Annotated in this window: 10 protein-coding genes and 1 tRNA gene; 6 read left to right on the top strand and 5 right to left on the bottom strand. The window is 55.5% G+C overall.

The window, feature by feature from the left end:
• Nucleotides 1–9 precede the first annotated feature (9 nt).
• The 5 genes from AC0L6A_RS01960 to AC0L6A_RS01940 all read right to left on the bottom strand — a co-directional run bounded on the left by AC0L6A_RS01960 (nt 10) and on the right by AC0L6A_RS01940 (nt 6696).
• Nucleotides 10–1596, bottom strand: coding sequence for an ABC transporter substrate-binding protein (locus AC0L6A_RS01960; RefSeq protein ID WP_473291859.1), 1587 nt, complete (start codon nt 1594–1596; stop codon nt 10–12).
• Between the two features lie 243 nt (nt 1597–1839).
• Nucleotides 1840–4494, bottom strand: coding sequence for a TRAP transporter large permease (locus AC0L6A_RS01955; protein WP_473291858.1), 2655 nt, complete (start codon nt 4492–4494; stop codon nt 1840–1842).
• Between the two features lie 11 nt (nt 4495–4505).
• Nucleotides 4506–5498: a TRAP transporter small permease subunit gene (locus tag AC0L6A_RS01950; protein ID WP_473291856.1), complete on the bottom strand. Its 993-nt coding sequence runs from the start codon at nt 5496–5498 to the stop codon at nt 4506–4508.
• A 111-nt stretch (nt 5499–5609) separates the two neighbouring features.
• Entirely contained in the window at nt 5610–6272 is a 663-nt protein-coding gene (locus AC0L6A_RS01945; protein WP_473293348.1) for a TRAP transporter substrate-binding protein, read from the bottom strand.
• Nucleotides 6190–6696, bottom strand: coding sequence for a twin-arginine translocation signal domain-containing protein (locus AC0L6A_RS01940; RefSeq protein ID WP_473291855.1), 507 nt, complete (start codon nt 6694–6696; stop codon nt 6190–6192). The genes AC0L6A_RS01945 and AC0L6A_RS01940 overlap by 83 nt, the downstream gene beginning before the upstream one ends.
• Before the next feature lie 483 nt (nt 6697–7179).
• Here AC0L6A_RS01940 and AC0L6A_RS01935 point away from each other — a divergent pair.
• The 6 genes from AC0L6A_RS01935 (at nt 7180) to rfbA (ending at nt 11519) form a co-directional block, all read left to right on the top strand.
• A tRNA-Gly gene (locus tag AC0L6A_RS01935) sits at nt 7180–7253 on the top strand.
• 93 nt (nt 7254–7346) lie between these two features.
• Nucleotides 7347–8039: a D-lyxose/D-mannose family sugar isomerase gene (locus tag AC0L6A_RS01930; RefSeq protein ID WP_473291854.1), complete on the top strand. Its 693-nt coding sequence runs from the start codon at nt 7347–7349 to the stop codon at nt 8037–8039.
• 138 nt (nt 8040–8177) lie between these two features.
• Nucleotides 8178–8738: a dTDP-4-dehydrorhamnose 3,5-epimerase gene (rfbC, locus tag AC0L6A_RS01925; RefSeq protein ID WP_473291852.1), complete on the top strand. Its 561-nt coding sequence runs from the start codon at nt 8178–8180 to the stop codon at nt 8736–8738.
• Nucleotides 8735–9775, top strand: coding sequence for a dTDP-glucose 4,6-dehydratase (rfbB, locus tag AC0L6A_RS01920; protein ID WP_473291850.1), 1041 nt, complete (start codon nt 8735–8737; stop codon nt 9773–9775). The genes rfbC and rfbB overlap by 4 nt, the downstream gene beginning before the upstream one ends.
• Nucleotides 9772–10626, top strand: coding sequence for a dTDP-4-dehydrorhamnose reductase (gene rfbD, locus AC0L6A_RS01915; RefSeq protein WP_473291848.1), 855 nt, complete (start codon nt 9772–9774; stop codon nt 10624–10626). Before rfbB ends, rfbD begins: the two co-directional genes overlap by 4 nt.
• Entirely contained in the window at nt 10623–11519 is an 897-nt protein-coding gene (rfbA, locus tag AC0L6A_RS01910) for a glucose-1-phosphate thymidylyltransferase RfbA (RefSeq protein ID WP_473291846.1), read from the top strand. Before rfbD ends, rfbA begins: the two co-directional genes overlap by 4 nt.
• Nucleotide 11520 lies beyond the last annotated feature (1 nt).

Genomic DNA, 11520 nt, shown 5'->3' with positions numbered 1-11520 from the left:
GGCGTGGCCTTACGCAAGCCACACACGCGAGCTGGCGAAGTTCGCCATCAGTTCCCCGTTGGGATCTGGCTCGAAGCCGGCAACCTTATCGCTGACCGCATCAATGAAGTCATTGAACATCGGGCAGATCAGGCCACCTTCGTCACGGACAATGTTGCCCATTTCACTATACAGCGCCTTGCGTTTCGCCGGATCAAGCTCGGCTTTCGCCTGCCCCAGCAACTCGTCAAACTTCGGGTTGTTGAAGCGCGTGTCGTTCCAGTCTGCAGTCGACAGATACGCGGTCGAATACATCTGGTCCTGAACCGGACGGCCACCCCAGTAGGATGCACAGAACGGCTGTTTGTTCCAAACTTCCGACCAGTAGCCGTCATTCGGCTCGCGCTTGATTTCCAGAGGAATACCAGCAGCTGCAGCGCTTTGCTGGAACAGCTGGGCTGCATCAACCGCACCCGGGAACGCAGTGTCAGCGACGCGCAGGATGATCGGGCTGCCATCGTGGCCGGACGCTTTATAGTGCTCGGCCGCTTTGTCAGGATCATAGGCACGCTGCGGAATGGAATCGTCAAACAGCGGGTAAGACGAATTGATCGGCATGTCATTGCCAACACCACCATAGCCGCGCAGGATCTTCTCAACCATTTCTTCGCGGTTGATTGCGTATTTCAGCGCAAGACGCAGGTCTTTGTTGTCAAACGGCGCAGTGTTCGTGTGCATGATGAAAACATAGTGGCCGCGACCCGATACGTTTTTCACCGAAAGACCAGGCGCACGATCCAGAAGACCGGCCACTTTAGGATCAACACCGTTAGCCATATGAACCTGACCCGACTGCAGCGCTGCCATACGGGCAGTTGCGTCATTGATGATCAGAATCTCGGATTCGTCCACGTGGCCGATGCTGTCATCCCAGTGGTTGGCGAACTTCTTGAAACCGTGGCGAATTCCAGGCTCGTTCACTGCAACAGTGTACGGTCCAGTGCCGATACCAGCATTGGGATCATCCATGCCGCCATCAGGCTGAATGACAAGGTGATAGTCGGCCAACAGATACGGCAGGTCAGCATTGGGCGTGTCCAAAGTCACGGACAAGGTATTTCCGCTGACTTTCATCGATTCGATGCCTTTGACGATACCCAGAGCACCCGATTTCGATTCTTCGTTCGAATGACGCTCGATGGTTTTCATCGCATCTTCGGCGGTCAGGGTTTTGCCGTTGTGGAATTCGACACCCTGACGAATATTAAAGTGCCAAGTTTTCGCATCAGGAGAGCTGTCGACGCTTTCGGCAAGACGGAAATCGATTTCGCCGGTTGGCGATGCGACAACCAGTGTGTCCCCCCAATGACGCAGAACGCCTTGGTTCGCTTGCGATGCAACAAGACCCGGATCAAGCGTATCGGTGCTGGCACCACCGTTCATACCAATCTTGAGCATTCCACCTTTCTTCGGCCCTTCGGCCATAGCAGCAGTGGACAGCATTGCAGTTGCGGCAGCGGATGATACGCCCAGCGCAGATGCGCGTCCCATGAAATCACGGCGTGACATCTTGCTTTGCGCAACGCGTTTGGACAGAAATTCGAGTTCTTTTGACATTGATTGCTCCCTGAGTGGTCGGCGGCACACGATGGAACGCCGTATTTTTATTGGTTCCGGCTGATAGAGTTGCCCAGATGCCACCACATCGCAAGGGCTGATACCGACTTGGCATCATATGTTTACGACACCAACGTCGCAAAACCCTGTCAGATTTCATCTTGGGCACGCAAAACCGAAGCGCTGGCGCAACAGAGAAAAGGCCGGGAAAACCCGGCCTTTTCAGATCGCTTAGGTATTGGATCAGAAGTTCAGGGATATATCCCGGTGATACGCAGTACATGATGCCATGGCCAACGCTTGATCGCGCGTAAAGCGTTCCTGAAGACGAACACCTAAAGTGCCTTTGATTCCATCGACGTAAGCCTCAAGATCAGCACGCAGATTCGTATCTGCCGTCGCACGCCAGCCTTGCTGCGCCTTGTAAGCCTCGACCGCCTTGTCATATTCAGCGATTGCTTTTTCGCGATCTGGGGTCTTGGATTTCAGCGCTTTGCGTGCCTTGCTTAGTGCCTTTTTGACGTCATCTGCCCCTTCGATTTTACCAAAGGATTTTGACAGCTCGTTAACCAGACCTTCGGCTTCAGCCTCCGGCGTCGTCATGATGGTGGCGCGCATGTCACCAAGTGGTTGTTCCATCGCGGCAAAGGCTTCATTTGCATCAAGAACGGCCAACACTGCTTGCGGTGCCTCATAAGCTCCATCAGCTGCACGACGATACTTGTTGCGCGCGCCGTTTTCAGACTTGGTCAGTGTCAGGAACTGCTTGTTCGCATCAGCCCATGTTTCAGGAATATCGGCCTGTAGATGCTCGATCTCGGCCTCAAGGACAGCCACTTCCGCCTCAAGGGCTGACTTCGCAGCTGCTTGGCTTTCATCGCGCATACGGCTGATTTGCGTTGAGTGCTCGTCAATCTCTTCCTGTGCGCGCCGAACCTGTTTTTCGATCCCACGCACAAATCTCAGCTGAGGACGGTATACATCTGCGGCAGCCTCTACTTCTGCGGCAGATGCAAACGCTTGCTCAAGTTCCGCGATCGCAGAGTCCGCCTGATCGAACCCATCCGTCAGGTCGCCAGCAAGGCTTTTGGGAAGAACAGACAGGTCCATCCCACGCGCCGTCGCAATGGCGTCTCGTGTCGCCGAATTCTGCGCAAGCCTCTGACCGACATAGTCTTCAAGACACAGCTGCAGCTTCGGGTTACGCGGCGGAGGGCTGCTTTCCGACAAGAAGCTTACGCGGTTGGGCAAGTAGTTCACCAAAGGCGGATACAGACCAACGATCACAAGCGCTGCAATCTGAAGCGAGATGAAGGCAATGACGCCTTTGTACATCTGCACCGTCTTCACAATCGCCGGGGCCACGCCACGCAAATAGAACAGCGCAAAGCCGAAGGGTGGTGTCAGGAAGCTGGTCTGAATGTTCAGACCAATCATCACACCCAACCAAACAGCGGTGATGTTTGCCTCTGGGTCGGCCAAAAGAATTGGTGCAACGATTGGTACAACAACAACCGCGATCTCGATGAAGTCCAAGAAGAACCCCAGAATGAAGATCACCAGCATGACGATGAAGAATTGCATCCAGAACCCGCCGGGCAGGCTAAGCAAGAATTCTTTCACAAGCTCTTCGCCACCGAATGCGCGGAAGGCGGCGGTCAGCATGGCTGCACCCAACAGGATGATGAACACCAAAGACGTGGTCTTGGCAGTTTCCAACATGACGCCAGTCAGTGTGTCTTCGATATTCAGAACACGCCAACATGACCAAACCAACGCCACCAAAAGCATAATGGTGCCTGCAGCGCCCAGTGCGATACCAAGCTTGTCAGTGCCGTTGTCGATCGACTTAACATTCATTTCGAAGTTCATCAGCGCAAAGGACAAGACAGCAAGGGCAGAAATGGCCAAGAGCGCCGGATAGTAAAGCGACTTACCACCTTTTGGTAGCCGATAGCCCGCCATGATCATGGCCCCTGCGGCACCGATTGCTCCAGCTTGGTTTACCGTCGCGATACCAGCAATGATCGAACCAAGAACAAGGAAGATCAACGCCAATGGCGGCACGAGGGTCAGCATCACATTTCTTAGAAAGGCTGAATCGTATTTGCCTTCGTAAGGAACTGCCGGGGCATTCTTCGGACGCAAGATCGCGTAGAACAGAATGTACGCCATATAGAGGCCAACCAGCAGCATTCCCGGAATGAATGCGCCCAAGAACATCTCGCCGGCCGAGGTCGATGCAACATCGAACACCGACGGCATGGACAGCTCGCCCGTGGCCTCTTTGTGCAACGCTTTACGCGCGGTCGAGGCTTGGTCCGTCGCTGATGCCAACTGGTCTGCCAGAATGATCAGCACGATCGAAGGCGGAATGATCTGCCCCAACGTGCCCGAGGCGGCAATCGTACCGGTCGCCAAGGATGGCGAATAGTTGTTGCGCAGCATCGCGGGCAGGGAAATCAGACCCATGGCGACAACCGTAGCCCCAACGATACCGGTGGTGGCCGCAAGCAATGCGCCCACGAAGACAACCGAAATGCCCAAGCCACCCGGTACAGGGCCGAACAGTTGCGCCATTGTCACCAATAGGTCTTCTGCAATTTTTGATCGTTGCAGCATGATGCCCATGAAGATGAAAAGTGGGATGGCGATCAGCGTATCCCTCTCGACCTCCCAATAGACCCCTCGAAGGTTGGTGACCCCGGCGGACAGCCATTGGTTCGGCCCGCCCGAATGGAAATAAGCATCTGTCGAGCCTGCGAAGATATAGCCCGCACCTGCGGCAAGCCCGATGGTGATGATGGCTGCACCAGGAAGCGCAAAAGCCACGGGATAGCCGGACCCAAGAGCCGCAGCCATGATCAGAATTAGAAGGGCTAGGAAGTAAAATTCCATCTGTCGTGTCCTTAGTGCGCCGCCGGGGCGATATCTCGGTGTCCGGGCTCGTCGCGCTTGTCCGCGACGGCCTCAAGGAAATAGCTGACGAATTGGATCAGCATGGTGATGGCAAACACGCCCAAGAAGGCAGCCATCTGGTATTTGATGAACATACCAACACCACCAGCTTGGCTGATTTCGAAGTTGACGATGGGGCTGTTGATGATCGCAGTCTTGCCATTAAAGCCTACCGCCATGATCACCCAGACAGTGCTCATGCCCAGTACGATGGAGCCAAATGCGTTCACAAAACCGCGGGTCGTTCGCCCAAATCCGGCATAAAGAACATCGACGCGCACGTGGCCTTCTTCAAACAGTGTAAAGGCCGAGGCGAACAGGAAAAGCGCAGCATACCAATAGCGGACAAGGTCACCCATCAGCGCTTGTTCGTAGCTAAAGACGAAGCGCGACAGGACAATCAAAAGCTCGGCTGCGACAATCATCAGCGCCAGCCATGTGAAACCCAGTGTTCGTGTGAACGCCGCAATAACAAATCCCGCCACGATCAGCGGCATATGGATATAGGGCCCGACCCAGCGAGCTTTATTGAACAGCTTTGTTGTGTCTTCGCTGAACATGCTGGCCAATATGCCTTCGACGCGCATGAAGGCGATGGCGCTGTCAGCAATACCGACCAGTAGAACCGACCAGAACATAGCCCGGATCAGGTAGACATTGAACCGGTGGATCTTCATGGCGTCCCACCGCAGAGACGTTGCTTTGCTGCTGATCACATAAAAGGCCGCAACGCCAATACAGGCAACATAGACAGCTACGTTTATCCAGCTTGCGGACGTTGCACCGCCCTGAAAGATCGGCTTGGCTCCGGGCATTCCAAAACCCACAACCAGCGCATTGTTCACCAGAAACGCAAACAGAAAACCAAGCATACCCCAAGCAAACAAACGCGGCACAATCGCCGGGTCACCAGTGCGTGGAATATCGGAAAAATCGGTAGCCATAAGTTCCCCCGAAGTCGTTTAGCGCCAGTTGTCCGATTGTTCAGAACATACGCGCCTTGCAAAAGAGCGGGACCGAAGCCCCGCTCTGATTGATTGTATTAAGACCTGAGTTTAGCCCAGACCCAGCACGCGGTTACGCTGGTTCACGTAGCCAACTTCGAACTGAGCCATCATGTTGCCCATTTCGCGCAGTTTGGCTTGGAAGTCGTCGTTGATACGTGCGGCCAGCTCTGAGTGGTCGCGCGTTTCTTCGAACACTTCTTCCGCAGCTTCACCGAAGCTGTCCCAGACGTCGTCGTTGAACGAACGAACTTGTACGCCTTGCTCGTCTACGAGCTTGGTAAGGTACTCACCGTTCTTCGCGATGGTTTCATCGTGGGCATAAGCGTGCTCTTCAACACAAGCAGCTTCGATCACGGCTTTTTCGTAGTCGGACAGGCTGCCCCACCAAGCTGCGTTCATGCCGAAGGCAAGACCGCCACCTGGCTCGTGCATACCAGCGGTGTAGTAGAACTTGGCCGCTTCGTAGAACTTCATGAAGTAGTCGTTGTACGGACCAACCCATTCGGTCGCATCAATCGAACCCGAAACAAGGTTTTCATAGATCTGCGAACCCGGCAGCGACACAGTCGACGCGCCCAGTTTCGACAGAACCTGACCACCAAGGCCCGGCATACGCATTTTCAGACCCTTAAGGTCGTCTGCGCTTTCGATCTCTTTGTTGAACCAGCCACCGGCTTGTGTACCGGTCGAGCCACAAGCGAAAGCCTTCAGGCCAAATTCGCCCGAAACCTCGTCCCACAGCTCTTGACCGCCACCGAAGCGGAATCCAAGCGTTCCATTCCGGGGTCGACATGCCGAACGGCACCGAGGTGAAGTAGGCAAAGCCCGGGTGCTTACCGGTCCAGTAGTAATCCGCAGCGATATACGCCTGTGCGTTGCCCGAAGCGACTTCGTCAAACGAATCAAAGGCACCAACACGTTCGCCTGCTGCGAAGTATTCAACATTCAGCGCACCGTCCGACAGCTGGCCAATCCGCGCAGCCAGACGCTGAGCCGAAATGCCCAGGCCCGGGAAGTCCCGCGGCCAGGTCGATACGATGGTCAGGGTCTTGCCACCTTGGGAAAGTGCGGGTGTTGCAAGTGCTGTTGCACCGGCGCCCAGCGCGGCACCCTTCAAAAACTTACGGCGTTCCATGTTGGAAATTCCTCCTCCGAGTTCTTCTTATTTAATTCTTCTGAGACGCACAGGATAACCAATGGCCCGCCTGCGCTGCCCCGCCAATTACTACGCAGCTGAAATGATATTTCAATTGGAATCTGCTCAACTGGTAAAATAATCTTACCAATTATGCCATCAGACATTCTCTATCTACCTGTCAGGTCTAAAGAACTGCAGGAAATTGGATATCTCATCCCAGAACAAGCACGACTAGTTTTATGTGGATCAATTTTCGTTTGCAACGCGCCTTTTGACGCGTCCTAAGTTTAAGTCGCCTGCCTGAAAGTACATTTAGATAACGCAACAGTGGACAGCCTTAGTCAGCTCTATGCAGCACATCTGCTGGCAACCGTTTGATTTGGCTCCCGCCCATTTTCCTTCGACGCGATACTCTGCGATTTCCTCCACTTCGTGGTCTTGACGCCCAGAAGCGCATGAAATATGTCCTATTTTCACTGCGCGGGCGTTGTGTAGTGGTAAGACCTTAGCCTTCCAAGCTAATGACGCGGGTTCGATTCCCGCCGCCCGCTCCAAACCTTCCCACCATTTTCGAATTTGCTGCCCTCAGGGGCTGGATTTTGCGTGTATTGCCGATATGGTAGCGCAAACAATTTCTGGGGACGCTCGTGAAACGATCGCGCATAAACACCATCATGGCAGACGCGGACGAGCTGATCCGCCAGCATGGATTTACCTTGCCCCCGTTTGCGTACTGGTCGCCGGATGATTTCATGGCGCGCAAGGATGACGCCCAGCATCTGATCAACGCGCGTTGTGGTTGGGACATCACCGATTACGGAGATGGGCGCTTTGACAAGATGGGCTTGTTTCTATTCACCCTGCGCAACGGGCGACTGGATGATCTGAAGCGCGGAACTGGCATGTGCTATGCAGAAAAGCTTCTGATCTCGCGTCAGGATCAGCTCAGCCCCATGCACACCCATGTGATCAAGGCTGAAGACATCATTAATCGCGGTGGCGCTACCTTGGTGGTCGAGCTTTTCGGATCGGATGATGATGGTCGTTTTGCTGAAGACAAAGGTGGCACGGTGTTTTGCGATGGCATCCGACGCGACTTTGAACCGGGTGAAAAGCTGAAGTTTGCACCTGGGGAAAGCGTGACCTTGATGCCCGGTGACTGGCACGCTTTCTGGGGTGAAGGGGGCGATGTCCTGATCGGAGAGGTGTCCACCGTCAACGATGACGAAACCGACAACATTTTCCGCGAGCCCATTGGCCGCTTTGCCGAGATCGAAGAAGACGAAGACCCTACCCATCTGTTGGTCAGCGATTATTCCAAGTGGTTGGGGCACGCCTAAACGGCTTAAGCCCTGATATCAGGGCCAATCTTCACCGTCTCCGCCATCTTTGAGCCACAGTAAGGTCCGAATATCGAACCGTGACAATTTGCGGCTGTCTTGCTATTTGCGAAGCAGTTCTAGTCCGGGAGTCCATTCGTGAAGATTACTAAAACCGCCCTGCCCGGAGTGCTGTTGTTGGAACCCGCCCGATTTGGCGACGATCGCGGCTTTTTCTCGGAAAGCTGGAACCGCCAGCGTATGGCCGAGAACGGGATCGACATTGATTTCGTGCAAGACAACCACTCCATGTCCCAACAAGTGGGAACTGTCCGTGGGCTACATTTCCAATCCCCCCCTCATGCACAGGCCAAACTTGTGCGGTGCGGGCGCGGGGCATTGTTCGATGTGGCAGTGGACATCCGCAAGGGCAGCCCGACCTATGGGCAGTGGGTGGGCTATGAGCTGAGCTTTGACAATGGTCGCCAACTTTTGGTGCCCGAGGGCTTCCTGCACGGATTCATCACGCGCACCCCGGATACGGAAATTGTCTACAAATGCTCGGACTATTATGCACCCGATTGCGATGGGGCCGTACGCTGGGACAGCTGTGGCATTGATTGGGGCTTTGACGGTACACCGCATCTGTCACCCAAAGATCAGATCGCCCCGGCATTGGCCGAATTTGACAGCCCTTTCACGTGGGAGGCCGCGGCATGAAAATCCTAGTCACTGGTGGTGCCGGCTTCATTGGATCGGCGGTTGTAAGACTGGCGGTAGCGCGTGGACACCAAGTCGTAAACTTGGATGCGCTGACCTACGCCGGGCGGTTGGAGAACGTGGCAAGCGTGTCAGACAGCCCGAACTACAGCTTTGAACAGGCAGACATCCGTGACCGCGCCGCGCTGGACCGGATATTTGCTGCACACAAGCCCGACGCTGTGATGCATCTGGCTGCCGAAAGCCATGTTGACCGCTCGATCGACGGGCCGGGGGATTTCATCGAAACCAACATCACCGGCACCTATAATATGCTCGAGGCTGCCCGCGCCCATTGGGTGCGCGAAGGTCGGCCAGACGAGTTCCGCTTCCATCATATCTCGACCGACGAGGTGTATGGGTCGCTTGGGGACGAAGGTATGTTCACTGAGCAGACACCCTATGACCCCAGATCGCCTTATTCGGCATCCAAGGCCAGTTCGGACCATCTGGTTCGTGCGTGGTTTCACACCTATGGGCTGCCGGTTGTGCTGACCAATTGCTCGAACAACTATGGCCCCTATCACTTCCCGGAAAAGCTGATCTCCAAGGTCATTCTGAACGCCCTTCAGGGCAAGGAAATTCCCGTCTATGGGCAGGGCCTGAACGTACGCGATTGGCTGTATGTTGAAGACCACGCCGACGCGCTGCTTTTGGCTGTCACGAAAGGCACGCCCGGCGAAAGCTACAATGTGGGCGGCGAGAACGAGCGCCGCAATATTGATCTGGTCAACACAATCTGCACCCTTCTGGATGAACTGCGTCCGGGCACTGCGCCTTATGCCGATCTGATCCGTTACGTCGAAGACCGCCCCGGCCATGACGCCCGTTATGCAATTGATCCGACTTTCATCGGCGAAACACTGGGCTGGCGGCCTTCTGTCACTGTCGAAGAAGGCCTGCGCAAAACCGTTCAGTGGTATCTGGACAATCAAACTTGGTGGGAGCCACTTCTGAACACCGACGGTGTTGGAACCCGCGTAGGGGTCGGCGCATGACGGTTTTGGTCTTTGGCAGAACCGGGCAAGTAGCTCTTGAACTTCAGGCGCGCACTGATGATGCCATCTTTCTGGGGCGCGATCAGGCAGACCTGACGGATGCCGAAGCCTGCGCCCAACTGATCCATCAACACGCGCCCAGCGCAGTGATCAACGCGGCCGCATACACCGCCGTGGACCGCGCCGAAGAAGACGAGGCAACCGCCCTTTCCGTCAACGGCACCGCCCCCGGCGCCATGGCACTTGCTTGCGCCAAGCTGGGTGTTCCCTTTGTCCATATCTCAACCGACTATGTCTTTGCTGGGGATGGTGATGCGCCGTGGACACCGACAGATCCTGTGAACCCGCCCAACGCTTATGGCCGCACCAAGTTGGCAGGTGAAAACAACGTACGCGATGCGGGCGGTGCTTATGCCATCCTGCGGACCTCGTGGGTGGTATCAGCACATGGCAACAACTTCGTGAAAACCATGCTGCGCCTTGGGGCCGGGCGGGACAAACTGACCATCGTGGCCGACCAAATCGGTGGGCCGACACCCGCGGGTGCCATTGCAGACGCCTGCCTGTCCATCGCGGATCAGTTGCGCAGCCGACCGGAGCTTACGGGCACCTATCATTTCTCAGGCGCACCTGACACCAGCTGGGCCGATTTTGCGCGCGCAATTTTTGACCAAGCTGGGATTGACTGTGATGTCGAGGATATTCCAACCTCTTCCTACCCCACACCGGCAACACGCCCCCTGAATTCTCGGCTGGATTGCAGCACGACCCAGCAAAGCTTTAGCATAGAGCGCCCCGACTGGCGCGAAGGGCTGACCACGATCCTCACCCAACTTGGAGCACGCACATGACATCCTCGACCACGGGTTCGACCACAGGGCGCAAAGGGATCATTCTGGCAGGCGGCTCTGGCACGCGGCTTTATCCGATCACGATTGGCATTTCGAAGCAGCTTTTGCCGATCTATGACAAGCCAATGATCTATTATCCGCTTTCGGTCCTGATGCTGGCTGGCATCCGCGAGATTGCGATGATCACCACCCCTCAGGATCAAGAGCAGTTCAAACGCACGCTTGGTGACGGCAGCCAATGGGGTGTTTCGCTGACCTATATCGTCCAGCCCTCACCCGATGGTCTGGCGCAAGCTTATCTGCTGGCCGAGGATTTTCTGGACGGTGCGTCGTCGGCCATGGTGTTGGGTGACAACATCTTTTTTGGCCACGGACTGCCCGATCTTCTGGGCGAAGCGGATCAGCGCGCTGAAGGCGGCACCGTGTTTGGCTATCACGTTGCCGACCCCGAACGTTACGGCGTGGTCAGTTTTGACGACAATGGCGTGGCGCAACAGATCATCGAAAAACCCGCCATACCACCATCGCGCTACGCGGTGACGGGGCTGTATTTTCTGGATGGGGACGCCCCCCGACTGGCGCGCGAAGTCCAGCCCTCGGACCGGGGCGAGCTTGAGATCACCACCTTGCTTGAGATCTACCTGAACGCCGGCAAGCTGGATGTGCAACGCATGGGCCGCGGTTATGCATGGTTAGACACCGGCACCCATGCCAGCCTTCTGGATGCTGGAAATTTTGTGCGTACACTTGAACAGCGTCAGGGACTACAAACCGGTTGCTTGGACGAGATTGCGTTTCTTTCAGGCTGGATCACCGCAGATCAGCTGTCAGAGCGTGCTGAAACGTTCGAGAAGAATGAATACGGCACTTACCTGAAGGGGCTTTTAAGCTAAC

The organism is Aliiroseovarius sp. D2-2 (assembly GCF_055809455.1).
Note: the sequence above shows the minus strand (reverse complement) of the source record. Positions and strands in the feature narration are given on the sequence as shown.

What these genes read in the sequence shown, in the direction of transcription:
- rfbD (WP_473291848.1), top strand. Translation starts at nt 9,772, where the DNA reads ATGACGGTTTTGGTCTTTGGCAGAACCGGGCAAGTAGCTCTTGAACTT.
- rfbB (WP_473291850.1), top strand. Translation starts at nt 8,735, where the DNA reads ATGAAAATCCTAGTCACTGGTGGTGCCGGCTTCATTGGATCGGCGGTT.
- rfbA (WP_473291846.1), top strand. Translation starts at nt 10,623, where the DNA reads ATGACATCCTCGACCACGGGTTCGACCACAGGGCGCAAAGGGATCATT.
- AC0L6A_RS01950 (WP_473291856.1), bottom strand. Translation starts at nt 5,498, where the DNA reads ATGGCTACCGATTTTTCCGATATTCCACGCACTGGTGACCCGGCGATT.
- AC0L6A_RS01960 (WP_473291859.1), bottom strand. Translation starts at nt 1,596, where the DNA reads ATGTCAAAAGAACTCGAATTTCTGTCCAAACGCGTTGCGCAAAGCAAG.
- AC0L6A_RS01955 (WP_473291858.1), bottom strand. Translation starts at nt 4,494, where the DNA reads ATGGAATTTTACTTCCTAGCCCTTCTAATTCTGATCATGGCTGCGGCT.
- AC0L6A_RS01940 (WP_473291855.1), bottom strand. Translation starts at nt 6,696, where the DNA reads ATGGAACGCCGTAAGTTTTTGAAGGGTGCCGCGCTGGGCGCCGGTGCA.